The organism is Stutzerimonas stutzeri, assembly GCF_002890915.1.
Classification (GTDB): Bacteria; Pseudomonadota; Gammaproteobacteria; order Pseudomonadales; family Pseudomonadaceae; genus Stutzerimonas; species Stutzerimonas stutzeri_AF.
Genome location: NZ_POUT01000002.1, coordinates 471,765 through 497,965 on the forward strand (window position 1 = coordinate 471,765; position 26,201 = coordinate 497,965).

At 61.5% G+C, this 26,201-nt stretch carries 25 protein-coding genes; 20 read left to right on the plus strand and 5 right to left on the minus strand.

The window, feature by feature from the left end; all coding sequences use genetic code 11:
* The first annotated feature begins 2 nt into the window (after nucleotides 1–2).
* The 4 genes from CXK94_RS06005 (at nucleotide 3) to CXK94_RS06020 (ending at nucleotide 3,924) form a co-directional block, all read left to right on the plus strand.
* Nucleotides 3–560 (plus strand): sugar transferase, encoded by a 558-nt coding sequence (locus CXK94_RS06005; RefSeq protein WP_102893624.1) that lies wholly within the window; start codon nucleotides 3–5, stop codon nucleotides 558–560.
* A gap of 292 nt (nucleotides 561–852) precedes the next feature.
* A complete protein-coding gene (locus tag CXK94_RS06010; protein WP_102893625.1) occupies nucleotides 853–2,856 on the plus strand; it encodes a polysaccharide biosynthesis protein in 2,004 nt (667 codons plus the stop codon).
* 391 nt (nucleotides 2,857–3,247) lie between these two features.
* On the plus strand, nucleotides 3,248–3,565 hold the full coding sequence (locus CXK94_RS06015) for a type II toxin-antitoxin system HigB family toxin (RefSeq protein ID WP_272888824.1): 318 nt from the start codon (nucleotides 3,248–3,250) through the stop codon (nucleotides 3,563–3,565).
* Entirely contained in the window at nucleotides 3,565–3,924 is a 360-nt protein-coding gene (locus tag CXK94_RS06020; protein WP_102893799.1) for a helix-turn-helix domain-containing protein, read from the plus strand. The genes CXK94_RS06015 and CXK94_RS06020 overlap by 1 nt, the downstream gene beginning before the upstream one ends.
* Nucleotides 3,925–4,074: 150 nt before the next feature.
* Here the strand turns inward: CXK94_RS06020 and CXK94_RS06025 are convergent, their stop codons facing one another.
* From CXK94_RS06025 to CXK94_RS06040, 4 genes are all read right to left on the minus strand, one after another.
* Nucleotides 4,075–4,395: a nucleotidyltransferase domain-containing protein gene (locus CXK94_RS06025; protein WP_102893626.1), complete on the minus strand. Its 321-nt coding sequence runs from the start codon at nucleotides 4,393–4,395 to the stop codon at nucleotides 4,075–4,077.
* Nucleotides 4,392–4,814: a nucleotidyltransferase substrate binding protein gene (locus CXK94_RS06030; RefSeq protein WP_102893800.1), complete on the minus strand. Its 423-nt coding sequence runs from the start codon at nucleotides 4,812–4,814 to the stop codon at nucleotides 4,392–4,394. Before CXK94_RS06030 ends, CXK94_RS06025 begins: the two co-directional genes overlap by 4 nt.
* Before the next feature lie 367 nt (nucleotides 4,815–5,181).
* Nucleotides 5,182–5,589, minus strand: coding sequence for a PA2817 family protein (locus CXK94_RS06035; RefSeq protein WP_037043983.1), 408 nt, complete (start codon nucleotides 5,587–5,589; stop codon nucleotides 5,182–5,184).
* A gap of 215 nt (nucleotides 5,590–5,804) precedes the next feature.
* On the minus strand, nucleotides 5,805–6,146 hold the full coding sequence (locus CXK94_RS06040; RefSeq protein ID WP_102893627.1) for a DMT family protein: 342 nt from the start codon (nucleotides 6,144–6,146) through the stop codon (nucleotides 5,805–5,807).
* 128 nt (nucleotides 6,147–6,274) lie between these two features.
* On the opposite strand from CXK94_RS06040, the gene CXK94_RS22605 reads away from it, so the two are divergent.
* A complete protein-coding gene (locus tag CXK94_RS22605) occupies nucleotides 6,275–6,526 on the plus strand; it encodes a YkgJ family cysteine cluster protein (RefSeq protein WP_102893628.1) in 252 nt (83 codons plus the stop codon).
* 202 nt (nucleotides 6,527–6,728) lie between these two features.
* Nucleotides 6,729–7,328 (plus strand): START domain-containing protein, encoded by a 600-nt coding sequence (locus CXK94_RS06050; protein WP_102893629.1) that lies wholly within the window; start codon nucleotides 6,729–6,731, stop codon nucleotides 7,326–7,328.
* A gap of 312 nt (nucleotides 7,329–7,640) precedes the next feature.
* Here CXK94_RS06050 and gltA read toward each other — a convergent pair whose 3' ends face one another.
* Nucleotides 7,641–8,912, minus strand: a complete 1,272-nt coding sequence (gltA, locus tag CXK94_RS06055) for a citrate synthase (RefSeq protein ID WP_037043976.1) — start codon at nucleotides 8,910–8,912, stop codon at nucleotides 7,641–7,643.
* 360 nt (nucleotides 8,913–9,272) lie between these two features.
* Between gltA and sdhC the strand changes: the two genes are divergently transcribed.
* The 14 genes from sdhC to CXK94_RS06125 all read left to right on the plus strand — a co-directional run bounded on the left by sdhC (nucleotide 9,273) and on the right by CXK94_RS06125 (nucleotide 26,135).
* Nucleotides 9,273–9,647 carry a succinate dehydrogenase, cytochrome b556 subunit gene (gene sdhC, locus CXK94_RS06060; RefSeq protein WP_037043973.1) on the plus strand — a complete coding sequence of 125 codons (375 nt, stop codon included), beginning with the start codon at nucleotides 9,273–9,275 and terminating at the stop codon, nucleotides 9,645–9,647.
* The gene (gene sdhD, locus CXK94_RS06065; protein WP_102893630.1) at nucleotides 9,641–10,009 is read left to right on the plus strand and encodes a succinate dehydrogenase, hydrophobic membrane anchor protein; all 369 of its coding nucleotides are present in this window, start codon (nucleotides 9,641–9,643) and stop codon (nucleotides 10,007–10,009) included. Before sdhC ends, sdhD begins: the two co-directional genes overlap by 7 nt.
* A gap of 3 nt (nucleotides 10,010–10,012) precedes the next feature.
* The gene (sdhA, locus tag CXK94_RS06070) at nucleotides 10,013–11,785 is read left to right on the plus strand and encodes a succinate dehydrogenase flavoprotein subunit (RefSeq protein WP_037043970.1); all 1,773 of its coding nucleotides are present in this window, start codon (nucleotides 10,013–10,015) and stop codon (nucleotides 11,783–11,785) included.
* Nucleotides 11,786–11,795: 10 nt separating this feature from the next.
* The gene (locus CXK94_RS06075; protein WP_037043967.1) at nucleotides 11,796–12,500 is read left to right on the plus strand and encodes a succinate dehydrogenase iron-sulfur subunit; all 705 of its coding nucleotides are present in this window, start codon (nucleotides 11,796–11,798) and stop codon (nucleotides 12,498–12,500) included.
* 292 nt (nucleotides 12,501–12,792) lie between these two features.
* Nucleotides 12,793–15,624 (plus strand): 2-oxoglutarate dehydrogenase E1 component, encoded by a 2,832-nt coding sequence (locus CXK94_RS06080; protein ID WP_037043963.1) that lies wholly within the window; start codon nucleotides 12,793–12,795, stop codon nucleotides 15,622–15,624.
* 71 nt (nucleotides 15,625–15,695) lie between these two features.
* On the plus strand, nucleotides 15,696–16,925 hold the full coding sequence (gene odhB / locus CXK94_RS06085) for a 2-oxoglutarate dehydrogenase complex dihydrolipoyllysine-residue succinyltransferase (protein WP_037043960.1): 1,230 nt from the start codon (nucleotides 15,696–15,698) through the stop codon (nucleotides 16,923–16,925).
* 103 nt (nucleotides 16,926–17,028) lie between these two features.
* Nucleotides 17,029–18,465 (plus strand): dihydrolipoyl dehydrogenase, encoded by a 1,437-nt coding sequence (gene lpdA / locus CXK94_RS06090; protein WP_102893631.1) that lies wholly within the window; start codon nucleotides 17,029–17,031, stop codon nucleotides 18,463–18,465.
* A 194-nt stretch (nucleotides 18,466–18,659) separates the two neighbouring features.
* Nucleotides 18,660–19,826 (plus strand): ADP-forming succinate--CoA ligase subunit beta, encoded by a 1,167-nt coding sequence (sucC, locus tag CXK94_RS06095; RefSeq protein WP_102893632.1) that lies wholly within the window; start codon nucleotides 18,660–18,662, stop codon nucleotides 19,824–19,826.
* Nucleotides 19,826–20,713 carry a succinate--CoA ligase subunit alpha gene (gene sucD, locus CXK94_RS06100; RefSeq protein WP_037043951.1) on the plus strand — a complete coding sequence of 296 codons (888 nt, stop codon included), beginning with the start codon at nucleotides 19,826–19,828 and terminating at the stop codon, nucleotides 20,711–20,713. The genes sucC and sucD overlap by 1 nt, the downstream gene beginning before the upstream one ends.
* An 817-nt stretch (nucleotides 20,714–21,530) precedes the next feature.
* Nucleotides 21,531–22,841 carry a branched-chain amino acid transport system II carrier protein gene (gene brnQ, locus CXK94_RS06105; RefSeq protein WP_102893801.1) on the plus strand — a complete coding sequence of 437 codons (1,311 nt, stop codon included), beginning with the start codon at nucleotides 21,531–21,533 and terminating at the stop codon, nucleotides 22,839–22,841.
* Between the two features lie 298 nt (nucleotides 22,842–23,139).
* Complete coding sequence (locus CXK94_RS06110; RefSeq protein WP_102893633.1) at nucleotides 23,140–23,865, plus strand: DUF599 domain-containing protein; 726 nt, start codon at nucleotides 23,140–23,142, stop codon at nucleotides 23,863–23,865.
* Nucleotides 23,866–23,922: 57 nt separating this feature from the next.
* Entirely contained in the window at nucleotides 23,923–24,384 is a 462-nt protein-coding gene (locus tag CXK94_RS06115) for a PaaI family thioesterase (RefSeq protein ID WP_102893634.1), read from the plus strand.
* Complete coding sequence (locus CXK94_RS06120; RefSeq protein ID WP_102893635.1) at nucleotides 24,381–24,824, plus strand: PaaI family thioesterase; 444 nt, start codon at nucleotides 24,381–24,383, stop codon at nucleotides 24,822–24,824. The genes CXK94_RS06115 and CXK94_RS06120 overlap by 4 nt, the downstream gene beginning before the upstream one ends.
* A gap of 69 nt (nucleotides 24,825–24,893) precedes the next feature.
* Nucleotides 24,894–26,135: an MFS transporter gene (locus CXK94_RS06125; RefSeq protein WP_102893636.1), complete on the plus strand. Its 1,242-nt coding sequence runs from the start codon at nucleotides 24,894–24,896 to the stop codon at nucleotides 26,133–26,135.
* The last annotated feature ends 66 nt before the right edge of the window (nucleotides 26,136–26,201 follow it).

Here is a 26,201-nt window from a genome sequence, read left to right on the forward strand (position 1 = left end):
GCGTGATTCGGATTTTCGATTTCGTTTTTTCTCTACTGGGCTTGATGTTTGGCTTACCGGTACTGCTGGTACTGACGCTCATTGGCTTGTTCGATACGGGGTCGCCGATCTTTCGCCAGGTGCGTGTCGGTCGTCATCAGAAGCCCTTCACATTGGTCAAGTTTCGTACCATGCAGGTGGATACCGCGTCGGTTGCCACTCATCTGGCCAGTAGCGCGTCTATCACCCGTTTCGGTCATTTTTTGCGCAAGACCAAGCTGGATGAGTTGCCTCAGTTGTGGAATGTGCTCAAGGGCGAAATGAGCCTGGTGGGGCCGCGGCCAGGGCTGTTCAACCAGGAGGAGTTGACCGAGGAGCGTGCCAGGCGTGGGGTGTTCGAGGTTCGTCCAGGGATTACCGGGCTGGCGCAGGTAAGTGAGATCGATATGTCCACGCCGGCGTTGTTGGCTGAAACCGACCAGAAGATGATCCAGAGCCTCACGCTGGTGAATTATTTCAAGTACATATTCATGACGGTGGCAGGCAAAGGCGCGGGAGACCGGGTGGTCAGGAAGACTTGATTCGTTAGGCAACGATCCCGTCTTCCGCTAACGGGAAAGAGCGATGCTCGTTAGTATCCGACCTTCGGAGCAGGTTCAAGGCTAGGGCCCACCAGATAGGGCTTTTTTGTCTTCTCTGTGGTTACGGTAGAGGGCGCTTTTGTTGGAGTAGCGTGGGAGCCTAGCTTGATGATGCTGTTAGCTGCTGATCGCCAGCAAGCTGGCTCCTACAGGGTTAGGGGGTACGCCCCAGTTGTCGAAACGGTCGGGCTTGCCCGGCTCCAAGCTAAGGAAGGATCGTTTTGTGTTGAGGTTGGCTGAAAAGATACGTGCGCGGCTGGTGCGCTTGCCACGGCGGCAAAAGCGCTTGGTTCAGGTTTCGGCGGACGTATTCCTGGTCTGGGCCGCGCTTTGGCTGGCGTTTTTCGTTCGAGTCGGTGAGGCCGATTTCGTCGAGCCGCTCGGCGGCCATGCGTGGTTGTTCGGAGTAGCACCACTGATCGCGATTCCTTTCTTTATCCGCTTCGGCATGTACCGCGCGGTGATGCGCTATTTTGGCAACGATGCGCTGATGGCGATTGCCAAGGCGGTCACGCTTTCGGCATTGCTGCTCTCCCTGGCCGTTTATTGGCGAACGGATGCACCCAAGCTCATTCCGCGCTCGATGGTGTTCAACTACTGGTGGTTGAGCCTGCTACTGATCGGTGGTCTGCGCCTGGTGATGCGCCAGTACTTCATGGGCGACTGGTTCTCCCCCGACTCGCCCATCAAGTTCAAGGGCAAGGATTCCGGATTACCGAAGGTGGCGGTGTATGGCGCCGGTGCGGCGGGTAATCAACTGGTGGCTGCCTTGCGCATGGGCCGGGCGATGCGGCCGGTGGCCTTCATCGACGACGATTCGAACCTGTATAACCGTACCATCGCCGGATTGCGCGTCTATTCGGCCAAGCACATCGCGCAGATGGTGGAGGAGACGGGCGCCGGGGAGATTCTGCTGGCCATTCCTTCCGCCTCGCGCGGGCGCCGGCGCGAGATCCTGGAGATGCTCGAACGCTTTCCGCTGCACGTGCGCAGCGTGCCGGGCTTCATGGATCTGGCGAGCGGCAAGGTGCAGGTCGAGGACATTCAGGAGGTGGATATCGCCGATCTGTTGGGCCGCGATGCCGTGCCGCCGCAGCAGGCCCTGTTCGAACAATGCATACGCGGGCAGGTGGTGATGGTGACGGGGGCGGGTGGTTCGATCGGCTCCGAGCTGTGCCGCCAGATCCTGGCGAACAAGCCGCAGACGCTGCTGCTGTTCGAGCACAGCGAATTCAACCTGTACAGCATCCATATGGAGCTGGAGCGGCGGATCGAGCGGGAGGCGCTTTCGACCCGGCTGGTGCCGATCCTCGGCTCGATCCGCAATGGCGACCGCTTGCTGGACGTGCTGCAGACCTGGAAGGTCGAGACGATCTATCACGCCGCGGCGTACAAGCACGTGCCGATGGTGGAGCACAACGTCGCCGAGGGAGTGCTCAACAACATTCTCGGTACCATGAATGCCGCCCAGGCGGCGGTGCAGGCGGGGGTTGCGAACTTCGTGCTGATCTCCACTGACAAGGCCGTGCGTCCGACGAATGTCATGGGTAGTACCAAGCGCGTGGCGGAGATGATTCTCCAGGCACTGAGCCGTGAGCAGGCGCCGGTGCTTTTCGGGCGCGCGGACGATGTCCATCACGTCAACAAGACGCGTTTTACCATGGTGCGCTTCGGCAATGTGCTCGGCTCGTCCGGCTCGGTGATTCCGCGCTTCTATCAGCAGATCCGCAGCGGTGGTCCGGTGACGGTCACCCATCCGAAGATCACGCGCTACTTCATGACCATTCCCGAGGCCGCGCAGTTGGTGATCCAGGCGGGCTCCATGGGGCAGGGCGGAGATGTGTTCGTGTTGGATATGGGGCAGCCGGTGCGTATTGCCGAGTTGGCCGAGAAGCTGATTCACCTGTCCGGGTTGAGTGTGCGCTCGGAGAAGTGCCCGCACGGTGATATCGCCATCGAGTACACCGGCCTACGCCCTGGAGAGAAGCTCTACGAAGAGTTGCTGATCGGCGATAACGTCAGCCCCACCGAGCATCCGATGATCATGCGTGCCAATGAGGAGTACTTCACCTGGGATACGCTCAAGGGCGCGCTGGCGAAGCTGCTCAAGGCGGTGGAGGAGGATGACTACCCGCAGATTCGTCTGCTGCTACGTGAAGTCGTGACGGGGTACGTGCCGGAAGGCGAGATCGTCGACTGGATCTATCAGCAGCGGCGGGTCGAGCCGGGAGAGTAGAGGGAGGGGCTTTCCGGCTGTTTCGGTGTGGTGCTTGGGGGCTTGGGCTTTTGCGGGAGGCCAGGCCTTGGGGCGAGCTTCGGGAGTGTGGCAGGCCTTGCGGCCTGCAATCGCCGCGAGGGCGCGCCCACGGGGCTCGGTGTGCACCTGCCGCTTTTTTGTGGGGTTGGCTGTTGCGGATAGACGTACTCCCTGCAGGAGCGGGCCATGCCCGCGAATATTCCAGCGGGCAAAGCTTCGCGGGCATAGCCCGCTCCTACGGACGTTCAGAACATCTCGACACTTCGAGCAACACGCAATTGGGTTTTTGACTGCCTGGGCGCTTGCAGCATCTGGGTGCAACAATTTGCCGTTTGCAGTGGCACTACTTCGGTGTATAGAATCTCCCGAAATGGGAGGAGTGCTGGTGCATGTGATTGCGCGAGGGACGCTCAGGGCATTTTGGGAGAGTAGCCCAGGCTATGCGGATGCCGAGGTGCCGCTTGTGGAGTGGTATAGGCATATGGAGAGGTCTTGCTATGCCACGCCCCAGGAACTGAAGGCTGAGCTTCGCACTGCCAGTATCCTGAAAGGTGGCCGAGTAGTATTCAATATTGCTGGCAACAAGTACCGGGTCGTGCTAGCCATCGATTACCAACGGCAGTTTGCAAGGGTGCGCTTCGTGGGTACCCATGCCCAGTACGACCAGATCAACGCGGAGACCATATGATGAACATCAAGCTCATCCGTACCGAAGCTGACTACGCGGCGGCAATGGCACGCGTGGACGAATTATGGGGCTCTGAGATCGGCACGCCGGAAGGCGATGAGCTGGAGGTGCTGATGCTATTGATCGGTAAGTACGAGGATGAGCGTTTCCCTATGCTGGCCTCCGACCCGATTGAAGCCATCAAGTTTCGTATGGATCAGCAGGGGCTGACGCCGCGAGACCTGGAGCCGTTCATCGGGCCCAGTGGCCGAGTATCAGAGGTTCTCAATGGCAAACGGCGTTTGAGCCTGGCTATGATCAAGCGCCTACACAACGGGTTGAACATCCCTTACGAGAGTTTGCTGGCAGGCGCTGCCTGAACGGCCCCTGGCCTTCACGCCATTGCCATGCGAATGCTTTCAGCTGCTTTTTAGGCCTTGGGCCTGCAATCGCCGCGAGGGCGCGCCTCCCACGGGGCTCGGTGTGCACTTGCTGCTTTTTTGTGGGAGGCCCGACCTCGGGGCGATGCTTCAGGTCCTTGGCACTTTGTAGAGCGACTTGCCGACTCGTGCGATGTGATCGAGTAGCTGTGGGTTGTCGATCTGGTGATGCAGCGAGAGATCGATCTTGTAGGGTAGAAGCAGATCATCCAGCGCCAGTTCGATGTCGAGCAGGTCATGGTGCGAAAGCTCATCGCCCTTGAGCGTCAGGTCGATGTCCGAACCAGGCCGGAAAGTACCCTTGGCCCGAGAGCCATACAGGATGGCTTCGGAAATTTTGGGAAACTTCCCGAAGGTATTCCTGATCGACTGGATATCTGTTTCCGGGAGCCCGGTATTATCGATGCTCATATGGCTGATTCGGCACGTTCTGCTAGCGTTTTCTCCAAAGCCTTGAGCAATGGATGATGCTGCATCTGGATATTGGCAAGGATCGCTTCTGCCGTTTCCTCATTGTAGGTATGCGAGGTTCGATTGCGATCCGTGAGCATATGCATCCAGCCGTGGCCATCGCTGATCAGGCCTCTGCCGAACGCTTCGCGAATGGCGTCGCGTGAACCAACGATGCCGTCGATACCTTGCCAGACAAGAAAGTCCTTCAGCGTATTCCAGCCAAGCTCGTAGCAATATTCGAAGCCTTGGATAACGCCTTGCTTTTCCAGTTTCGATAAGTCGCGCTGCTGCATGAGCGCCATGGCTTCGTCAAGTTGCCTGAGCGCTTTGCTGAAGTTATTCAGGCGTTGCTGCCAGCGCACATCGATGTTGTTCATTGATTGCCTATCCATGCTGGTTTCATGCATATCCTACAGCTTGCCAGCCGGCAGGCCTATTTGTTGGTGTCCGCTCCAAGGGCTCGGAATGCTGGACGCTGAACCTGATCTTGGCAGGCCTTCGGCCTGCGATCACCGCGAGGGCGCGCCTCCACCTGGGGGGTGTTGCTTCGGTGGGGACCGGGCCCTTGGGGTGAGCTTTGGGTTTGTGGCAGGCCTTGCGGCCTGCAATCGCCGCGAGGGCGCGCCTCCCACAGGGGGCTGTGCGGGGCTTGCTGCTTTTGTGGGAGGCCTGACCTCGGGGCGATGCTTTTTGCTTTTCTGGCTGGGCTATTCGGTTTCTCCGGGGGTGGCCCTTATGCGCTTTTCAGTGCCGGGCGTCTTGTTCCGGCATGCTCAGCAGCTGTTTTTCGTGGTTCCAGTCGAAGGGCTCGTTGTTCTGCTCGGCTTCGTAGCGGCGTTCCTCGAGGGCCTGGAAGATGGCGATTTCTTCGTCGGGCATGTAGTGCAGGCAATCGCCGCCGAAGAACCAGAGCAGGTCACGCGGTACCAGATGGGCGATTTGCGGGTAGCGATGGAAGACCTGGCAGATCAGGTCCTGGCCCATGTGCCGTTCTTCCGGCACGTTCTGCAGATTCATGATCAGTTCATCGAAGCGTTCGAGAAACAGCGCGTGGCTCTCCTCCGAGACTTGTTCGGCTTCGCCCATGGCGAGCAGGATGCCGCGTAGATGGGCCAGCAGGGCCAGGTTGTGATCGTGGTAGGGATTGGCCATGGTGCACCTGTGTCGATTCGTGAGGGCGCGATTATAGGCGTGCGCGCCAAGGAATGGGCTTGTCCGATTGACTCCCTGAAAATGTGAGGGTTCGTTTTGCGACTGGTAGGAGCGTGAATGCCGGCTCTGCCGTTCACTTTCTCTCTCGTTGGGCTTCGTTGCTGCGCAACTCAACCCAACCTACGCGTTATGGCTACACAGACTGCCTACAGTCGCTAGCTTCGAAAGATGAAATACACCGCCCCGACCAGACATAGGCCTGCCCACAAGTAATCCAGCTTCAGTGGCTGTTGCATGTAGAGAACGCTGAAGGGGACGAAAATGGCCAACGTGACCACTTCCTGCATGATCTTCAATTGGCTGATCGACAGTTCGGTGTAGCCGATACGGTTTGCCGGCACCATCAGCATGTATTCGAAGAATGCAATCCCCCAGCTGATCAGGGCTGCCATGAGCCAGGGCTTGCCGCTCAGGCTCTTCAGGTGGCCATACCAGGCGAATGTCATGAACAGGTTGGAGCAACAGAGCAGGGCGGCGGTTTGCAGCCAGACGGGCATGAAGGTGCACTCACGAGGAAGACGCGCAAGCCTATTCCCGGCTCGCCCGGCCTGCAACCGTCGAATCTGGCGTCCTGCAGGTGGGCCGGATTATTATCGCGCCCCCCGTTTGTGCTGGATGGTAGTTCATGGATTGCCGCCCTGGTTGTGGTGCCTGTTGCATCGCTCCTTCCATCAGTTCACCGATGCCTGGTATGCCGCATGGCAAGGCTGCAGGTGAGCGTTGTATTCATTTATCGTCGCAGTTTCTCTGCCTGCTTTTCGGTGACCTGCAGCGGCCTGCGGTCTGTTCGGCATTTGCCGCTGATCCGGTCGTTTGTGGCGCAAGCCGGGATGAGGCCATTCGTTTGTTGGGCTGGTTGGAACAGGCCACCGCTTGAGTGGTCTTCACGCTGGGATAAGAACAAGGCTCTGTCCCAATTGCGTGCTGCTCGAAGTGTCGAGATGTTCTGAACTGTAGGGGCGGCCGTGCCCGCGAAGCTTTGCGCGCTGGAATATTCGTGGGCATGGTCCGCTCCTGCAGAGCGGTACGTCTATCCGCAACAGCCAGCTCAGACATAGCCAAGAACAAAGAGGTGTGCGATGGGGTTCAAGATGCGGTATCTGGTTGCCGGCATGCTGTGCCTGGCGTCTTGCTGGGCTCAGGCTGCCGATGACTGGCAACTGGCGAAGGACGAAAACGGAATCAAGGTCTATCTACGGGCAGTTCCCGGTTCGCCATACAAGGCATACCGGGGCGTCACGGTGATCGATACCGATATGCAAACGCTGCGTCGCCTGATGGAGAACGCGGCTGAAGCCTGTTCCTGGATTCATGAATGCAAGGAGCAGAAGCTGCTCAGGCATGAGGAGCGGCAGGCATGGACCTACACCCGCTTCAACACGCCATGGCCGGTGACGCCGCGAGATTCCGTCGTGCACATAACCGAATATGAAAAGCGCGACGGGGTTATCCGCCGGGAACTGGAGGCCGTGCCTGACTATTTGCCGGAGGAGGACGGCTACGTGCGCGTGACGCGGGTGGACGGTTTCTGGGAACTTGTGCCTCGGGAGGGGAAGGTCGAGGTAACCTATCAGGTACACACTGAGCCCGGGGGGAGTGTGCCGTCCTGGTTGGCCAACAAGTTCGTGGTGGAGGCGCCCTACAATACGCTGAGGGCTTTACGGGAGCGCGCTCAATAGCTGTGGCGGGCAGGCCTGCGGCCTGCAGTCGCCGCGAGGGCGCGCCTCCCACAGAGAAGGTTCGGTGGTGCCGGTTGCTTTTGTGGGGGTCGCCCTCGGGGCGATGCTTTTCAGGCTTCAGACAGTCCCGTCGCCGCGAGGCGCGCCTCCCACAGGGTTCGGCGTGGGGCCTGCAGCTTTTGTGGGAGGCCCGCCCTCGGGGCGATGCTTTTCAGGCTTCAGGCTTTTGGAAGTCCAGCGGCGGTATTCTTTTCCGATGGCAACAAAAAAGAGGCTGCCCTAGGGCAGCCTCTTTTTTGTTGCAGCTACAGCTTAGCGCGGCAGGTCACGCTTGGCATGGCCGGTGTACAGCTGACGCGGACGGCCGATCTTCTGGCCGGAAGCGATCATTTCCTTCCAGTGGGAAATCCAGCCGACAGTACGCGCGAGGGCGAAGATGACGGTGAACATGCTGGTCGGAATGCCGATGGCCTTGAGGATGATGCCCGAGTAGAAGTCCACGTTCGGGTACAGGTTGCGCTCGGCGAAGTACGGATCGTTGAGGGCGATTTCTTCCAGTTTCATCGCCAGGTCCAGCTGCGGATCGTTGATGCCCAGCTCGCCCAGAACCTCGTCGCAGGTCTGCTTCATGACCTTGGCGCGCGGATCGAAGTTCTTGTAGACGCGGTGGCCGAAGCCCATCAGCTTGAACGGGTCGTTCTTGTCCTTGGCCTTGGCGAGGAATTTCTCGACGTTCGAGACATCGCCGATTTCGTCCAGCATGGTGAGAACGGCTTCGTTCGCACCGCCGTGCGCCGGTCCCCACAGTGCGGCGATGCCGGCTGCGATACAGGCGAACGGGTTGGCGCCGGTGGAGCCGGCCAGACGAACGGTGGAGGTGGAAGCGTTCTGCTCATGATCGGCATGCAGGATGAAGATGCGATCCATTGCCTTGGCCAGCACCGGGCTGATCGGTTTGATCTCGCACGGGGTGTTGAACATCATGTGCAGGAAGTTTTCAGAGAAGCTCAGATCGTTGCGCGGGTACATCAGCGGCTGGCCGATCGAGTACTTGTAGACCATCGCGGCGATGGTCGGCATCTTGGCGACCAGGCGCACGGCCGAGATTTCGCGGTGATGCGGGTCGTTGATGTCCAGGGAGTCGTGGTAGAAGGCCGAGAGGGCGCCGACTACGCCGCACATGATGGCCATCGGGTGCGCGTCGCGACGGAAACCGTTCAGGAAGGACTTCAGCTGCTCGTGAACCATGGTGTGGTTTTTCACGGTGCTGACGAACTGTGCTTTCTGCTCGGCGGTCGGCAGCTCGCCGTTCAGCAGCAGGTAGCAGGTCTCGAGGTAGTCGGATTTTTCCGCCAGCTGTTCGATCGGGTAGCCGCGATGCAGCAGGATGCCTTTGTCGCCATCGATGTAGGTGATCTTGGACTCGCAAGAGGCGGTCGACATGAAGCCGGGATCGAAGGTGAAGTGACCCGTGGAGGTCAGGCTCCGTACGTCAATTACATCAGGCCCTACGGTACCGGTTAAAACGGGCAGTTCGACGGGGGCAGCGCCCTCGATGATCAACTGCGCTTTCTTGTCAGCCATGTATGGCCTCCTGTTTTGTGCTTGGAATCATCATGGCCCCCCACGCAGGGCCCGCATCACTATAGTGTGATAAATCGCAAAGTCAATTTGCGCGAACCCATGCCGTAGAGGGCTTTGCAGGGGGATGCGTACAGCTTGGGTGCACTGTTTACGGCATTTATATAGGGGCTGCTATCCGCCTTTAGTGGCACTTCACCACATTGTCATTAGTGACCTAACTGTTTATACTCGGAAACCGACCGGCAGGGGCCTTACAGGCAGTATTCTGTAGGTTGTCACTCGTGGGTAGCGGGTACTGCTGCGTACTCTTCCCAACAACTTTGCCCTGCGCTTCGGGGCTCTCAAGTGTGAAAAAAAGCCGTGAAAAGCCAACGACCTGTAAACCTAGATCTTAGGACAATAAAACTTCCCATCACTGCTTACACGTCGATTCTCCACCGTGTATCCGGTGTCATCCTGTTCGTCGGTATCGCCCTGCTGCTGCTCGCGCTCGATACCTCGCTGTCTTCGCCCGAAGGCTTCGAGGAGGTTCGCGCGTACCTGGGCGGTCCGCTGGCCAAGCTGGTGACCTGGGCGTTGCTGTCCGCACTGCTGTATCACCTGGTGGCGGGTGTGCGCCACCTGATCATGGACACTGGCCATGGCGAGACGCTGGAAGGCGGCAAGCTGGGCTCGAAAATCGTAATCGCCGTTTCGGTGGTGCTGATCGTTCTGGCGGGAGTGTGGATATGGTAACCAACGTCACCAATTTCTCGCGATCGGGTCTTTACGACTGGATGGCGCAGCGTGTTTCTGCAGTGGTTCTTGCGGCTTATTTTCTGTTCCTGCTTGGGTACCTGCTCACGCATCCGGGCCTGGAGTATGCCCAGTGGCATGCGCTGTTTTCGGCCAACTGGATGCGTATTTTCAGTCTGCTGGCCCTGGTTGCCCTGAGTGTGCACGCGTGGGTAGGGATGTGGACCATCTCCACTGACTACCTGACCAATATGGCGATCGGTAAGTGGGCTACCGGTGTGCGTTTCCTGTTCCAGGCGGTGTGTGGCATTGCCATGTTCACCTTCTTCGTCTGGGGTGTGCAGATTCTTTGGGGTATCTGATTCATGGCTAATATTCGTACGCTTTCCTTCGACGCCATCATCGTTGGTGGCGGTGGTGCCGGCATGCGCGCGGCGCTGCAACTGTCCCAGTCGGGCCACAAGACCGCTGTGGTCACCAAGGTTTTCCCGACTCGCTCGCACACCGTTTCCGCTCAGGGCGGCATCACCTGCGCCATCGCTTCGGCCGACCCGAACGACGATTGGCGCTGGCACATGTACGATACCGTCAAGGGCTCCGACTACATCGGTGACCAGGACGCCATCGAGTACATGTGTTCCGTAGGCCCCGAAGCCGTGTTCGAGCTCGAACACATGGGGCTGCCGTTCTCCCGTACCGAGCAGGGCCGCATCTACCAGCGTCCGTTCGGCGGTCAGTCCAAGGACTTCGGCAAGGGTGGCCAGGCTGCCCGTACCTGCGCCGCTGCCGACCGTACCGGCCACGCGCTGCTGCACACCCTCTACCAGGGCAACCTGAAGAACGACACCGTTTTCCTCAACGAGTGGTACGCGGTCGACCTGGTGAAGAACCAGGATGGTGCCGTGGTCGGTGTCATCGCCATCTGCATCGAGACCGGCGAAACCGTCTACATCCGTTCCAAGGCCACCGTGCTCGCCACTGGCGGTGCCGGTCGCATCTACGCATCGACCACCAATGCCCTGATCAATACCGGTGACGGCGTCGGCATGGCGCTGCGTGCCGGCGTGCCGGTGCAGGACATCGAGATGTGGCAGTTCCACCCGACCGGCATCGCCGGCGCCGGCGTGCTGGTGACCGAGGGTTGCCGCGGCGAGGGTGGCTACCTGATCAACAAGCATGGCGAGCGTTTCATGGAGCGTTATGCTCCGAACGCGAAGGACCTGGCTGGCCGCGACGTGGTGGCGCGTTCCATGGTCAAGGAAATCCTGGCTGGCAACGGTTGTGGCCCGGATGGCGATCACGTGATGCTGAAGCTGGATCACCTGGGCGAGGAAGTGCTGCACAGCCGCCTGCCGGGTATCTGCGAACTGTCGAAGACCTTTGCCCACGTCGATCCGGTTACCGCTCCAGTACCGGTCGTTCCGACTTGCCACTACATGATGGGTGGTATCGCCACCAACATTCATGGCCAGGCCATCACCCAGGATGCCAATGGCAACGATAAGATCATCGATGGTCTGTTCGCCGTCGGCGAAGTGGCTTGCGTGTCGGTCCATGGCGCCAACCGCCTGGGCGGCAATTCGCTGCTCGACCTGGTCGTATTCGGTCGCGCCGCTGGCCTGCACCTGGAAAAAGCGCTCAAGGACGGCATCGAGCACCGTGGTGCCAGCGAAACCGATCTGGATGTCGCGCTGGGCCGCCTGGCCGGTATCAACGAGCGCAGCACTGGCGAAGATGTTGCCCCGCTGCGCAAAGAGCTGCAGAACTGCATGCAGAACTACTTCGGTGTGTTCCGTACCGGCGAATACATGCAGAAGGGTATCGCCCAGCTGGTGGATCTGCGTCAGCGTATCGCCAACGTCAAGATCTCCGACAAGAGCCAGGCGTTCAACACCGCACGCATCGAGGCGCTCGAGCTGCAGAACCTGCTGGAAGTCGCCGAGGCTACTGCAATTGCCGCGGAGCACCGCAAGGAGTCCCGTGGCGCGCATGCCCGCGAGGACTTCGAAGAGCGTGACGACGAGAACTGGCTGTGCCACACCCTCTATTTCCCGGGTGAGAAGCGCGTTGCCAAGCGTGCCGTGAACTTCGCTCCGAAGACCGTTCCGGCATTCGAACCCAAGGTTCGGACTTATTGAGGCTGCCGATATGTTGCAAGTGAGTGTTTATCGTTATAACCCGGACCATGACGAAAAGCCGTTCATGCAGGATTTCCAGGTCAATACCGACGGAAAGGACCTGATGGTTCTCGATGTCCTGGCTTTGATCAAGGAACAGGACGAGGGTTTCTCCTATCGTCGCTCCTGCCGTGAAGGGGTATGTGGCTCCGATGGCATGAACATCAATGGCAAGAACGGTCTGGCCTGCATCACCCCGCTGTCCTCCGTGGTCAAGGGCAACAAGCTGGTCATCCGTCCCCTGCCTGGTCTGCCGGTCATTCGTGACCTGGTGGTCGATATGAGCATCTTCTACAAGCAGTATGAGAAGGTTCGCCCGTATCTGATGAACGATACGCCGCCGCCGGCTATCGAACGCCTGCAGAGCCCGGAAGACCGCGAGAAGCTGGATGGCCTGTACGAGTGCATTCTGTGCGCGTGCTGTTCGACCAGCTGCCCGTCCTTCTGGTGGAACCCGGACAAGTTCCTCGGTCCGGCTGCGTCGCTGCAGGCCTATCGCTTCCTGGCCGACAGCCGCGACACCGAAACCGAGAACCGTCTGGCCGGGCTGGACGATCCGTTCAGTGTGTTCCGCTGCCGTGGCATCATGAACTGCGTTGACGTTTGTCCGAAAGGACTGAACCCGACCAAGGCAATTGGTCACATACGCAACATGCTGCTGCAGAGCGGTACCTGATGACACCCCGGCCGCGAAAGGTTATGCGCTAGCCTGGAACGGCCGGATTGCTGTACCCGTGACACCTGCGGCGCCGAAGTTGAAGCTCGGCGCCGTAGTTTTAGTAGGAATCCCAGCCCACAAAGCCGGGATTTCACTCTGAAAATTTGATGACCAGCAGGGGCATCCGGGTTGTGCCCGGAAACTATCTGCGCGGTCCGTAGTGGCTTTACCTGAGTCGCTGCTTCAGAACTTGGGAAGTCATGCTGCGGTTTCCACGCTGGTGGTGTCTCCTTATCGAAGGTGACCAGACATGCAAGAAAGCGTAATGCAGCGCATGTGGGACAGTGCCCACCTATCCGGTGGTAACGCTGCCTATGTGGAAGAGCTTTATGAGCTCTACCTGCACGATCCCAACGCTGTGCCCGAAGAGTGGCGCACTTATTTCCAGAAGTTGCCTTCCGGTGGCAGCGCTTCAGCCGATGTGTCGCACTCGACGATTCGCGACCACTTCGTCCTGCTGGCCAAGAACCAGCGTCGCGCGCAACCTGTGTCCGCAGGAAGCGTCAGCAGCGAGCATGAAAAGAAACAGATCGAAGTCCTGCGTCTGATCCAGGCCTACCGCGTGCGTGGCCATCAGGCCGCACAGCTCGATCCGCTCGGCCTGCAGCAACGCCCCGTCCCCGCCGATCTGGCGATCAACAACTACGGTCTGACCGACGCTGATCTCGACACCGTGTTCCGCACCGGCGACCTGGCCATGGTCAACGGTCAGGCCACTCTGCGCGAAATCGTGCAGGCACTGCAAGAAACGTATTGCCGCACCATCGGCGCCGAGTACATGCACATCGTCGATTCCGAGCAGCGCAGCTGGTTCATCCAGCGCTTGGAAAGCGTTCGCGGTCGCCCCGAGTTCTCGCCGGAAATCAAGAGTCACCTGCTCGAGCGCCTCACCGCAGCCGAGGGCCTGGAAAAGTACCTGGGCACCAAGTACCCGGGCACCAAGCGCTTCGGTCTGGAAGGCGGCGAAAGCCTGATTCCTATGCTCGACGAGATCATCCAGCGTTCCGGCTCCTACGGCACCAAGGAAATCGTCATCGGCATGGCCCACCGTGGCCGTCTGAACGTGCTGGTCAATACGTTCGGCAAGAACCCGCGCGACCTGTTCGACGAGTTCGAAGGCAAGAAGGTCGAAGGCCTGAGCTCCGGTGACGTCAAGTACCACCAGGGCTTCTCCTCCAACGTGATGACCCCTGGCGGCGAAATCCACCTGGCCATGGCGTTCAACCCGTCACACCTGGAAATCGTTTCCCCGGTGGTCGAGGGGTCGGTGCGCGCCCGCCAGGATCGCCGTTGCGATGCGATTGGCGACAAGGTCCTGCCGGTGACCATCCACGGCGACGCCGCTGTCGCTGGCCAGGGCGTGGTCATGGAAACCTTCCAGATGTCGCAGACCCGTGCCTATCGGACCGGCGGCACCATCCGCATCGTGGTCAACAACCAGGTCGGCTTCACCACCAACAAGCAGGAAGATGCGCGCTCCACCGAGTACGCGACCGACGTGGCGAAGATGATCCAGGCGCCGATCTTCCACGTGAACGCAGACGATCCCGAGGCCGTGCTGTTCGTCACCCAGCTCGCCGTCGACTATCGCATGCAGTTCAAGCGCGACATCGTCCTCGACCTGATCTGCTACCGCCGTCGTGGCCACAACGAAGCGGACGAGCCGAGCGGCACCCAGCCGCTGATGTACCAGAAGATCGCCAAGCAGCGCACCACCCGTGAGCTGTATGCCGACTCGCTGATCCAGACCAGTGTGCTGGACAACGAGCGCGTGCAGGCGAAGGTCGACGAGTACCGTACCGCGCTCGACAACGGCCTGCACGTGGTCAAGAGCCTGGTCAAGGAGCCGAACAAGGAGCTCTTCGTCGACTGGCGTCCGTACCTGGGCCATGCCTGGACCGCGCGTCACGACACCAGCTTCGATCTGAAGACCCTGCAGGACCTGTCCAGCAAGCTGCTGCAGACCCCGGAAGGCTTCGTGGTCCAGCGCCAGGTTTCCAAGATCCTCGAAGACCGCCAGAAGATGGGCGCGGGTGCGCTGGCCATCAACTGGGGCTACGCGGAAACCATGGCCTACGCGACCCTGCTGTTCGAAGGCCATCCGGTACGCATTTCCGGTCAGGACGTCGGTCGCGGCACCTTCTCGCATCGCCATGCCGCGCTGCACAACCAGAAGGACGGCAGCACCTACATTCCGCTGCAGCACCTGTACGAAGGTCAGCCGCGCTTCGACCTGTACGACTCCTTCCTCTCCGAGGAAGCGGTTCTGGCATTCGAATACGGCTATGCCACCACCACCCCGAACGCCCTCGTGGTGTGGGAAGCGCAGTTCGGCGACTTCGCCAACGGCGCCCAGGTGGTGATCGACCAGTTCATCACCAGCGGTGAGCACAAGTGGGGTCGCCTGTGCGGCCTGACCATGCTGCTGCCGCATGGTTATGAAGGGCAGGGGCCGGAGCACTCGTCCGCGCGTCTGGAGCGCTACCTGCAACTGTGCGCCGAGCACAACATCCAGGTTTGCGTGCCGACCACCCCGGCGCAGGTCTACCACATGCTGCGTCGCCAGGCGATTCGCCCGCTGCGCAAGCCGCTGGTCGCGCTGACGCCGAAGTCGCTGCTGCGTCACAAGCTGGCTATCTCGACCCTGGAAGAACTGACCCAAGGTTCCTTCCAGACCGTCATCCCGGAAATCGATCCGATCGATCCGGCGAAGGTCGAGCGCGTCATCATGTGCAGCGGCAAGGTCTACTATGACCTGCTGGACAAGCGTCGCAACGAGGGGCGTGAAGATATCGCCATCGTGCGCATCGAACAGCTCTATCCGTTCCCGGAAGAGGACCTGGCCGAGGCGCTCGCGCCTTACCAGAACCTCAAGCACATCGTCTGGTGTCAGGAAGAGCCGATGAACCAGGGCGCCTGGTACTGCAGCCAGCACCACATGCGTCGTGTCGCCACCGCGCACAAGAAGGAGCTCTTCCTTCAGTACGCGGGCCGCGATGCTTCCGCAGCCCCGGCTGTCGGTTATGCCTCCATGCATGCCGAGCAGCAGGAAAAACTGCTGCAGGACGCCTTCACCGTTTAATCCGCTCGTGCAAGAGGCCGCGACATTCGCGGCCTCGACGTAGAAACCGAATCAAATAGGACCCCTGAATAATGGCTATCGAGATCAAAGCCCCTACCTTCCCGGAATCGGTCGCCGACGGCACCGTCGCCACCTGGCACAAGCAGCCGGGCGACGCGGTCAAGCGTGATGAGCTGATCGTCGACATCGAAACCGACAAGGTGGTCATGGAAGTGCTCGCCGAAGCAGACGGCGTGCTCACCGAGATCGTCAAGAACGAAGGCGATACCGTGCTGAGCGGCGAGCTGCTCGGCAAGCTGGAAGCCGGCGCCACTGCCGCTGCAGCTCCTGCCCAGGCCGCAGCTGCTCCGGCGCAGGCCGCTGCTCCTGCCGCTGCCGCTCCGGCTGCCGCCGGTGAAGAGCCGATCCTGGCCCCGGCTGCCCGCAAGCTGGCCGAAGAGAACGGCATCGACCCGAACAGCATCGCCGGCACCGGCAAGGATGGCCGCGTGACCAAGGAAGACGTGGTCGCCGCCATCGAAGCCAAGAAGTCCGCTCCCGCCGCCGCTGCCAAGCCTGCCGCTCCGGCTGCCGCCGCCCCGATCTTCGCCGAGGGCGACCGTGTCGAGAAGCGCGTGCCGATGACCCGCCTGCGTGCCAAGGTTGCCGAACGCCTGGTCGAAGCCCAGTCCTCCATGGCCATGCTGACTACCTTCAACGAAGTCAACATGAAGCCGATCATGGAGCTGCGTGCGAAGTACAAGGAGCTGTTCGAGAAGACCCACAATGGCGTGCGCCTGGGCTTCATGTCCTTCTTCGTCAAGGCCGCGGTCGAAGCGCTCAAGCGCCAGCCGGGCGTGAACGCTTCGATCGATGGCAACGACATCGTCTACCACGGCTACCAGGATATCGGTGTCGCCGTATCCAGCGACCGTGGCCTGGTGGTTCCGGTGCTGCGCAACGCCGAGCACATGACCCTGGCTGAAATCGAGGGTGGCATCAACGAGTTCGGCAAGAAGGCCAAGGCCGGCAAGCTGACCATCGAAGAAATGACCGGCGGTACCTTCACCATCTCCAACGGTGGCGTGTTCGGTTCGCTGCTGTCGACTCCGATCGTCAACCCGCCGCAGACCGCCATTCTCGGCATGCACAAGATTCAGGAACGCCCGATGGCCGTTAATGGTCAAGTGGTCATCCTGCCGATGATGTACCTGGCGCTGTCCTATGACCATCGCTTGATCGACGGCAAGGAAGCTGTGACCTTCCTGGTTACCATGAAGGACCTGCTGGAAGACCCGGCTCGTCTGCTGCTGGACATCTAAGAAAGCAGCTGCACGCTGCAAGTCTCGAGCTGCAAGTGATCGCAGCTCCAAGGCTTGTAGCTTGCGGCTTGTAGCTTGTGGCTTTGCTTAAAGAGGATTCGTAATGAGCCAGAAATTCGACGTCATCGTCATCGGTGCCGGCCCTGGCGGCTATGTGGCCGCCATCCGTGCTGCCCAGCTGGGTCTGAAAACCGCCTGCATCGAGAAGTATCAGGGCAAGGACGGCAAGACCGCACTGGGCGGTACCTGCCTGAACGTCGGTTGCATTCCGTCCAAGGCGCTGCTGGACAGCTCCTACAAGTTCCACGAAGCCCACGAGAGCTTCAAGGTCCACGGCATCAGCACTGGCGAAGTCGCCATGGACGTTCCGACCATGGTCGCTCGCAAGGACCAGATCGTCAGGAACCTCACCGGCGGCGTCGCCGCGCTGATGAAGGCCAATGGCGTGACCGTCTTCGAAGGTCACGGCAAGCTGCTGGCCGGCAAGCAGGTCGAAGTCACCGGCCTGGACGGCAATGTCCAGACCCTGGCTACCGAGAACGTCATCCTGGCTTCCGGTTCCACCCCGGTGAACATTCCGCCGGCTCCGGTGGATCAGAAGGTCATCGTCGATTCCACCGGCGCACTGGACTTCCAGAGCGTTCCGGGCAAGCTCGGCGTCATCGGCGCTGGCGTCATCGGTCTCGAGCTGGGCTCGGTCTGGGCACGCCTGGGTGCCGAAGTCACCGTCATCGAGGCCATGGACAAGTTCCTGCCGGCCGCTGACGAGCAGATCGCCAAGGAAGCCTTCAAGGTTCTCTCCAAGCAGGGCCTGAAGATCCTCCTGGGTGCCCGCCTGACCGGTTCGGAAGTGAAGGGTGACCAGGTCACCGTCAGCTTCACCAGTGCCGACGGCGAGCAGCAGATGACTTTCGACAAGCTGATCGTGGCCGTTGGCCGCCGCCCGGTGACCACCGATCTGCTGGCAGCCGACGCCGGCGTCGACATGGACGAGCGTGGCTTCATCTTCGTCGACGACTACTGTGCCACCAGCGTTCCGGGCGTCTACGCCATCGGCGACGTGGTGCGTGGTGCGATGCTGGCTCACAAGGCCTCGGAAGAGGGCGTGATGGTTGCCGAGCGTATCGCCGGCCACAAGACCCAAATGAACTATGACCTGATTCCGTCGGTCATCTACACTCACCCGGAAATCGCATGGGTCGGCAAGTCCGAGCAGGCGTTGAAGGCCGAAGGTGTCGAAGTCAATGTCGGTACCTTCCCGTTCGCCGCCAGCGGCCGGGCCATGGCAGCCAACGACACCGCCGGTCTGGTCAAGGTCATCGCCGATGCCAAGACCGATCGCGTGCTGGGTGTGCATGTAATGGGCCCGAGCGCAGCCGAGCTGGTTCAGCAGGGCGCCATCGGCATGGAATTCGGCACCAGTGCCGAGGACCTGGGCATGATGGTGTTCTCGCATCCGACCATGTCCGAAGCGCTGCATGAAGCCGCTCTGGCGGTGAATGGCCACGCCATCCACATCGCCAACCGCAAGAAGCGCTGACGGTTTTTCATGCTGCACCCAGGCCCGACGTATCCGCGGATACGCCGGGCCTTTTGCAAACTGCAGATTCGAAAAGGATTGCAGGTCGCTGAGAGGTATCGTGATTATCGTGGATAGTTTTCAGCGACTTGTGAGGGAGGTACGACGCCTCGTCGTACCGTAATGCGCCAATACCAAACCAGACGGTAGAAAGCATGAATCTTCACGAGTACCAAGGTAAACAACTGTTCGCTGAATACGGCCTGCCCGTCTCCAAGGGCTACGCCGTGGACAGTCCGAAGGAGGCGGCGGAAGCCTGCGACAAGATTGGCGGCACCGAATGGGTGGTCAAGGCCCAGGTGCATGCCGGCGGGCGCGGCAAGGCCGGCGGTGTCAAGCTGGTTCGCAGCAAGGATGAGGCGCGGGCATTCGCCCAGCAGTGGCTGGACAAGCGTCTGGTGACCTATCAGACCGATGCCAACGGTCAGCCGGTCAGCAAGATTCTCGTCGAGGCCTGCACGGATATCGACAAGGAGTTCTATCTGGGCGCCGTGGTCGATCGCGCCAGCCGCCGTATCGTGTTCATGGCCTCCACCGAAGGTGGCGTGGACATCGAGAAGGTCGCCCACGACACCCCGGAAAAGATCCTCAAGGCCACTATCGACCCGCTGGTCGGCGCACAGCCGTTCCAGGCGCGTGAGCTGGCATTCCAGCTCGGCCTCAAGGGCGATCAGATCAAGCAGTTCGTGCACATCTTCGTCGGCCTGGCCCAGCTGTTCCAGGACTACGACCTGGCGCTGCTCGAGGTGAACCCGCTGGTGATCAAGAAGGACGGCAACCTGCATTGCCTGGATGCCAAGATCAACATCGACAGCAACGCCATCTACCGCCAGCCCAAGCTGCGCGACATGGCCGACCCGTCCCAGGACGACCCGCGCGAGGCCCATGCGGCCAAGTGGGAGCTCAACTACGTGGCGCTCGACGGCAACATCGGCTGCATGGTCAATGGCGCCGGCCTGGCCATGGGCACCATGGACATCGTCAACCTGCACGGCGGCAAGCCGGCCAACTTCCTCGACGTCGGCGGTGGCGCGACCGAGGAGCGGGTCACCGAAGCCTTCAAGATCATCCTCTCGGACAGCAACGTCGCGGCGGTGCTGGTGAATATCTTCGGTGGCATCGTGCGTTGCGACATGATCGCCGAGGGCATCATCGGCGCCGTGCGCGAAGTAGGCGTCAAGGTGCCGGTGGTGGTGCGGCTGGAAGGCAACAATGCCGACCTGGGCGCCAAGATGCTGAGTGAGAGCGGTCTGAACATCATCGGTGCGAACAGCCTGACCGATGCGGCCATTCAGGTTGTCAAAGCCGCGGAGGGCAAGTAATGAGCGTATTGATCAACAAGGACACCAAGGTCATCTGCCAGGGCTTCACTGGCTCGCAGGGCACTTTCCACTCCGAACAGGCGATCGCCTACGGCACCCAGATGGTCGGCGGCGTGACGCCGGGCAAGGGCGGTACCCTGCACCTCGGCCTGCCGGTGTTCAACACCGTCAAGGAAGCCGTGGAAGCCACCGGAGCCGACGCCTCGGTCATCTACGTGCCGGCGCCGTTCTGCAAGGACTCCATCCTCGAAGCGGCCTTCGGCGGCATCAAGCTGATCGTCTGCATTACCGAAGGTATCCCGACGCTGGACATGCTGGAGGTGAAGATCAAGTGCGACGAGCTGGGCGTGCGCCTGATCGGGCCGAACTGCCCGGGCGTGATCACGCCCGGCGAATGCAAGATCGGCATCCAGCCCGGGCACATCCACCAGCCGGGCAAGGTCGGTATCGTCTCGCGTTCCGGCACGCTGACCTACGAGGCCGTGAAGCAGACCACCGATGCCGGTTTCGGCCAGTCGACCTGTGTCGGTATCGGTGGCGATCCGATTCCCGGCTCGACCTTCATCGATATCCTCCAGCTGTTCCAGGATGATCCGCAGACCGAGGCGATCGTCATGATCGGCGAGATCGGCGGCTCGGCCGAAGAGGAGGCCGCTGCCTTCATCAAGGCCAACGTCACCAAGCCGGTGGTTTCCTACATCGCCGGCGTCACCGCGCCGGCGGGCAAGCGGATGGGCCATGCTGGCGCCATCATTTCCGGCGGCAAGGGCACGGCCGAAGAGAAGTTCGCCGCCCTGCAGGATGCCGGGGTGAAGACCGTGCGCTCGCTTGCCGATATCGGCAAGGCGCTTGCGGAACTGACGGGCTGGGACATGAAGAAGGCCTGATCGGCTTTCGGCAAAGGCCCGGGGATGTTCCCGGGCTTTTCGAGCAGGCCTTCGGCCTGCATCGCCGCGAGGGCGCGCCTCCCACAGAGGTTCTTCACGGCGCCTGCTGCTTTTGTGGGAGGCCCGACCTCGGGGCGATGCTTTTGGGCTTCAGGCTTCAGGCTTCAGGCAGGCCTTCGGCCTGCATCGCCGCGAGGGCGCGCCTCCCACTGAGGTTCTGCACGGCGCCTGCTGATTTTGTGGGAGGCCCGACCTCGGGGCGATGCTTTTGGGCTTCAGGCTTCAGGCAGGCCTTCGGCCTGCATCGCCGCGAGGGCGCGCCTCCCACTGAGGTTCTTCACGGCGCCTGCTGATTTTGTGGGAGGCCCGACCTCGGGGCGATGCTTTTGGGCTTCAGGCTTCAGGCAGGCCTTCGGCCTGCATCGCCGCGAGGGCGCGCCTCCCATAGAGGTTCTGCACGGCGCCTGCTGCTTTTGTGGGAGGCCCGACCTCGGGGCGATGCTTTTGGGCTTCAGGCTTCAGGCTTCAGTCTGCAATCATTCTGCGGAACGATGCTTTTCGCGGGCGATGCCGACGATCTGAGCGGCATCGATGACCGCACCATGGCATCATTGCCATGCTTCATTCATACGTTTGTTCGCTCCACAAGAGCGGCGGCGTGCAAGAGGATTCGGCCCAACCGGCTGAATGACGTTTCCCCTTATCCCGAAGGAAACCCGTATCTCCATCCTCAGGCCGTCATGAAATGCTGACGCACCGCGGTTGCGGTGCGCATCGCGTTGGCGACGCCGTCATTTGCTCTGGTAGTTTTTTCTGCATGAATCGTTTGAAAGGTTTTGACCTGCTGGCCCTTGGCTTCATGACGTTTGCGCTGTTTCTCGGCGCCGGCAATATCATCTTCCCGCCTAGCGCCGGCATGGCCGCGGGCGAGTTCATCTGGCGCGCGGCATTCGGCTTCCTGCTCACCGGCGTCGGCCTGCCCTTGCTGACGGTGGTGGCACTGGCCCGGGTCGGCGGCGGCATGGACCGGCTCACGGCGCCGCTCGGCAAGATTGCCGGCACCTTGCTCGCGGTTGCGGTCTACCTGGCCATCGGGCCCCTGTTCGCCACGCCGCGAACCGCCGTCGTCTCCTTCGAGATGGGCATCGCGCCCTTCAGCGGCAATGCCGATATGCCGCTGTTCGTCTACACGCTGGTGTTCTTCGCGGCCATGCTGTTCCTGGTCCTGAATCCCGGGCAACTGGTCAACCGCATCGGCAAGTTCATCACCCCGGTGCTGCTGGCCGCGCTACTGGTGCTCGGTGGTGCCGCGATCTTCGCGCCGGCTGGCGAGGTAGGTGCCACCGCCGACGGGTATCGCAATGCGCCCCTGATCAAGGGGTTTCTCGAAGGCTACCTGACCATGGATACCCTTGGTGCGCTGGTTTTCGGGATCGTCATCGCGACCGCCATCCGTGATCGGGGCGTGGACGAGCCGGCGCTGGTGACCCGCTATTCGATGGTCGCTGGAGTGATCGCGGCGATTGGCCTGTCGCTGGTCTACCTGGCCTTGTTCTATCTCGGTGCCACCAGCCAGGGCATTGCGGCTGGCGCCGAGAATGGCGTCCAGATCCTGACGACGTATGTGCAACACACCTTCGGCACGCCCGGCAGTCTGTTGCTGGCCGTGGTGATCACGCTGGCCTGCCTGACCACCGCCGTGGGTCTGACCACGGCGTGCGGGGAGTTCTTCAGCGGGTTGCTGCCGGTTTCCTATCGCACGGTGGTGATCGTTTTCGCCTTGTTCAGCCTGCTGGTGGCGAACCAGGGGCTGACGCAGCTGATCAGCGTATCGGTGCCGGTACTGGTGGGCTTGTATCCGCTGGCGATCGTGCTGGTGGCGCTGAGCCTGCTCGACCGCTTCTGGCTGTCGTCGTCGCGCGTGTTCGTGCCGGTCATGGCGATCACCTTGATCTTCGGCGTCGCCGATGGGCTGGCCGCCGCGGGACTCAGCGGCTGGGTGCCGGAACTGTTCACCCAACTGCCGTTCGCGGATCAAAGCATGGGTTGGCTGCTGCCGGTGCTGGTGATGTTGCTGCTGGCTATCGCCGCTGATCGCATGCTCGGTCGCCCCGCCCTGGAGCGCTAGAAGCAGAGCAGCCTTTCATGGGGTGGGCTTCCCCACGCGTCTGCTGGGCATGACGCGGCTTACCCTGTTCGCACCGTTGTAGGAGCCTGCTGCGGGCGAACAGCGGCGGCGCATGGCGCCGATCGCCAGCAAGCTGGCTCCTACGCAAAGCGCTATGCGGCTCTTGCCCATGCGCTTGCACCCTATGGAGCGTGCGCGGAGCCCTCCGCTTTTCGAGGCGGTGGTACTGCCAGGCAGTATGTTTCACTGTGCGAGAGCGGTGCTGGCTATAATTCCGTGCAGTTTTCGAGGACGCCCCATGACGTTTTCCAGTCAAACCCTGCCGCATCTGATCGCCGTCGTCTGGTTCATTGCCTGCTGGGCGGGCTATACACGCTATGCGAGCTGGCGCGGGCGCGATACCGCCTGCCTGGCCAGCGTGCTGCACCTGTACCGGCAGGACTGGATGCAACGCCTGCTGCTGCGCGACAACCGTATCGCCGACGCCAATGTGATCGGCAACCTGGAGCGCAACGCCTCGTTCTTCGCCTCCAGCACGTTGATCATCCTTGCCGGCATCCTGACCGTGCTGGGGGCGTCCGACCGTGCGGTTTCCCTGCTGGCCGATCTGCCCTTCGTACAGCCGGCCAGCCGTGGGCTGTCGGAGATCAAGCTGCTCTGCCTGGCCGTCGTCTTCGTCTATGCCTTCTTCACTTTCAGCTGGTGCATGCGCCAGTACAACTTCGCCGCCGTACTGGTGGCCTCGGCGCCGATGGTGGGGGAGCGAAATGTCAGCGATCAGGAGCGCAAGGCTTTCGGCGAGCGCGCGGCACGGGTGGTTTCCATGGCAGCCAACCAGTTCAACTTCGGCCTGCGTGCTTATTATTTCGGCATGGCGACACTGGCCTGGTTCATCCATCCGTGGTTCTTCATGGTCGTCACCGCCGGCGTGGTTTTGATCCTCTACCGCCGCGAATTCCATTCGGACGTGCTCGAGGTGATGGTATTCACGCCAACTTCACCTGCCGAGGCGCCCAAGGAATAGGGCGGGGCATGGCAAGGCGGTATCATGCCCGGCTCGATCCAACTTCCGAGGGCTCGAATGAGCGATAGCCAGATACTCGAGCGCACCCAGCGCTTCCTATCCTTCCTGCGGCATTGCCAGGTGCTCGGGCTGCGCGTCGAACACGCCGATAGCCGTGGGCTCACCCTGCGTCTGCCCTACGGCGAGAAGATCGTCGGCAACCCCGAGACCGGAGGCATTCATGGTGGCGCGATCACCACGCTGATGGACACCACGTGCGGCATCTCCACCGCGTGCGCCCTGCCGGAGCTGGAAGTGTGCCCGACGCTGGATCTGCGCATCGACTACATGCACCCGGCCGAGCCTGGCCATGACATCTTCGGTTTTGCCGAGTGCTACCGGGTTACGCCTACCGTGATCTTCACCCGTGGCGTGGCCTACCAGCACGACATCAACGAGCCCATCGCCCATGTGGTCGGCACCTTCATGCGCATGGGCAAGGCCGCCCAGGGCGGGCTGGGCAAGGAGGGCGCGGTATGAACGGCCTCGACCTCAGCGCCCTGGTGCAGCAGGCGCATGCCAGCAACGACTACGATCCGCTGATCAGGCTGGTGCCGTACGCCCGGCTGATCGGCATCGAGTGCCTGCGTCTCGGCGACGAGATGGTGTTCCGCCTGCCGCAGAACGAGGACAACATCGGCAACCCGCTGCCGGCCATTCATGGCGGCGTCATCGCCGGCTTCATGGAGCATGCGGCGATGCTGCATCTGCTGATGTTCATGGGCGCGCCACATTTGCCCAAAATCATCGACTTCTCGATAGATTATCTGCGTGCCGGTCACTATCGTGACACCTTCGCTGCCTGCCAGGTCTGGCGCCAGGGTCGTCGTGTCGCCAATGTGGCGATCACCGCCTGGCAGACCCGTCAGGCAGAACCCATCGCCACCGCCCGCTGCCACTTCAAGATCGACGAGCCCTGAGGCATTCGTCCCGAAAGGTGCGCCGCGGCACGGCGGTCACCCTCGTGCGAATCGCGTCAAGGAACCCGAATGGAAGCACTGTTGATACTCGGCGGCTTGCTGCTGCTTCTCGCCGGCGTCATCTGGTTGATCAGCCAGGCGTTTGCCACGAGCCTGCTGTGGGGGCTGGGCAGCCTGCTACCGCCGATCACCCTGGCTTTCGTGTTCCGCCACTGGCGCGTGGCGCGCAAGGCGATGGTTCTTTCCGGCCTGGGCTTCATTCCCCTGGTGGTCGGGTTGTCGCTACTGGCCAACCGCGATGCGGATCGCCTGGCGGCGATATTCAGCCTGCGCTGGCTGCCTGCCCAGGTGCAGCCGGAGCTGAGCATCGGCCTGCGCGGACAGCTCAACGGTCGCACCTTCAAGCCGCAACAGGGCGAGTTCATCAACGGCGTGCTGACGCTGCGTGAGGGCCAGGGCTTCTTCGCCCGCCAGGAGGTCACCATCCGCTTGCCCGAGCCGGTCGAAGGCGCCTTGCGCCTGGATGTGCTGCCCGATGATGTCGGGGCGCTGCCCGAGGTCGAGATCGCCTGGTTGGGGCCCGAACAGGAACTGCCCGAAACGCGCCGGCTGGATCGCGGCTACACCCTTCATCTCGACTTGCTGCCAGAGCCGCCGAACAGGCTGAAGGGGGATTTTCATCTGGTGCTGCCTCCCCAGTACCGGACCAGCCTCAACGGTGATGTCGAGCTGTTCAGCGACCGGCTGCGCTACCGGAACGGCCAGGTCGACCGCCGGCATGACTCGCGCGACACCATCGCCTACGTGGTCACGAACTATCTGCAGCGCCGCCATGCCAGCCCCGATGTGGAGTTGCAGTCGCTGCCGGCCGTGGTTCTGCCGGCCAACGAGCTCGCGCTCGAGGTGCAGGCGACGGTCAAGGGCCAGGCGCAGGCCTTTGCGCTGCAGCTGGGCAAGAACGAGCAGGGCTGGTACGTCAGGGGTGACGACTATCCTGCATTGCCGGCAGCGCAGAGCGAGCCGAGAAAGACCGATAGCGTCGCCGAGCCTCCGCAGGTCGCCGCGGCTCCAGCGAGCGGCGTCGACCGCCGGCTGCGCTTTTCCATGGCGCGGCTGTTGCGCAATCCCGCGCGCTACGAACACCTGCGGGTACGCGCGCATACCGAGCGCGGCGGCGTCGCCGAAGGGCGTTTCGCCGGTATCGACAGTGAGGGCCACCTGATCATCAGGCGGGTCATCCAGGGCCCGGGGGAGGCGACCTACAACCTGACGCCGGCGGAGATCGTCCTGCTCGAGCTGATGGAGCCCTGACCGTTCCGGCCGGCGCCGTTTCGCGTCGGCCCCCTTGAAATCCCCCCTCGAGCCCCCATCTGCCAG

What these genes read in the sequence shown, in the direction of transcription:
- CXK94_RS06015 (WP_272888824.1), top strand. Translation starts at nt 3,248, where the DNA reads ATGGGAGGAGTGCTGGTGCATGTGATTGCGCGAGGGACGCTCAGGGCA.
- CXK94_RS06020 (WP_102893799.1), top strand. Translation starts at nt 3,565, where the DNA reads ATGAACATCAAGCTCATCCGTACCGAAGCTGACTACGCGGCGGCAATG.
- CXK94_RS06025 (WP_102893626.1), bottom strand. Translation starts at nt 4,395, where the DNA reads ATGAGCATCGATAATACCGGGCTCCCGGAAACAGATATCCAGTCGATC.
- CXK94_RS06030 (WP_102893800.1), bottom strand. Translation starts at nt 4,814, where the DNA reads ATGAACAACATCGATGTGCGCTGGCAGCAACGCCTGAATAACTTCAGC.
- CXK94_RS06035 (WP_037043983.1), bottom strand. Translation starts at nt 5,589, where the DNA reads ATGGCCAATCCCTACCACGATCACAACCTGGCCCTGCTGGCCCATCTA.
- CXK94_RS06040 (WP_102893627.1), bottom strand. Translation starts at nt 6,146, where the DNA reads ATGCCCGTCTGGCTGCAAACCGCCGCCCTGCTCTGTTGCTCCAACCTG.
- CXK94_RS22605 (WP_102893628.1), top strand. Translation starts at nt 6,275, where the DNA reads ATGGATTGCCGCCCTGGTTGTGGTGCCTGTTGCATCGCTCCTTCCATC.
- CXK94_RS06050 (WP_102893629.1), top strand. Translation starts at nt 6,729, where the DNA reads ATGGGGTTCAAGATGCGGTATCTGGTTGCCGGCATGCTGTGCCTGGCG.
- gltA (WP_037043976.1), bottom strand. Translation starts at nt 8,912, where the DNA reads ATGGCTGACAAGAAAGCGCAGTTGATCATCGAGGGCGCTGCCCCCGTC.
- sdhD (WP_102893630.1), top strand. Translation starts at nt 9,641, where the DNA reads ATGGTAACCAACGTCACCAATTTCTCGCGATCGGGTCTTTACGACTGG.
- sdhA (WP_037043970.1), top strand. Translation starts at nt 10,013, where the DNA reads ATGGCTAATATTCGTACGCTTTCCTTCGACGCCATCATCGTTGGTGGC.
- CXK94_RS06075 (WP_037043967.1), top strand. Translation starts at nt 11,796, where the DNA reads ATGTTGCAAGTGAGTGTTTATCGTTATAACCCGGACCATGACGAAAAG.
- CXK94_RS06080 (WP_037043963.1), top strand. Translation starts at nt 12,793, where the DNA reads ATGCAAGAAAGCGTAATGCAGCGCATGTGGGACAGTGCCCACCTATCC.
- odhB (WP_037043960.1), top strand. Translation starts at nt 15,696, where the DNA reads ATGGCTATCGAGATCAAAGCCCCTACCTTCCCGGAATCGGTCGCCGAC.
- lpdA (WP_102893631.1), top strand. Translation starts at nt 17,029, where the DNA reads ATGAGCCAGAAATTCGACGTCATCGTCATCGGTGCCGGCCCTGGCGGC.
- sucC (WP_102893632.1), top strand. Translation starts at nt 18,660, where the DNA reads ATGAATCTTCACGAGTACCAAGGTAAACAACTGTTCGCTGAATACGGC.
- sucD (WP_037043951.1), top strand. Translation starts at nt 19,826, where the DNA reads ATGAGCGTATTGATCAACAAGGACACCAAGGTCATCTGCCAGGGCTTC.
- brnQ (WP_102893801.1), top strand. Translation starts at nt 21,531, where the DNA reads ATGAATCGTTTGAAAGGTTTTGACCTGCTGGCCCTTGGCTTCATGACG.
- CXK94_RS06110 (WP_102893633.1), top strand. Translation starts at nt 23,140, where the DNA reads ATGACGTTTTCCAGTCAAACCCTGCCGCATCTGATCGCCGTCGTCTGG.
- CXK94_RS06115 (WP_102893634.1), top strand. Translation starts at nt 23,923, where the DNA reads ATGAGCGATAGCCAGATACTCGAGCGCACCCAGCGCTTCCTATCCTTC.
- CXK94_RS06120 (WP_102893635.1), top strand. Translation starts at nt 24,381, where the DNA reads ATGAACGGCCTCGACCTCAGCGCCCTGGTGCAGCAGGCGCATGCCAGC.
- CXK94_RS06125 (WP_102893636.1), top strand. Translation starts at nt 24,894, where the DNA reads ATGGAAGCACTGTTGATACTCGGCGGCTTGCTGCTGCTTCTCGCCGGC.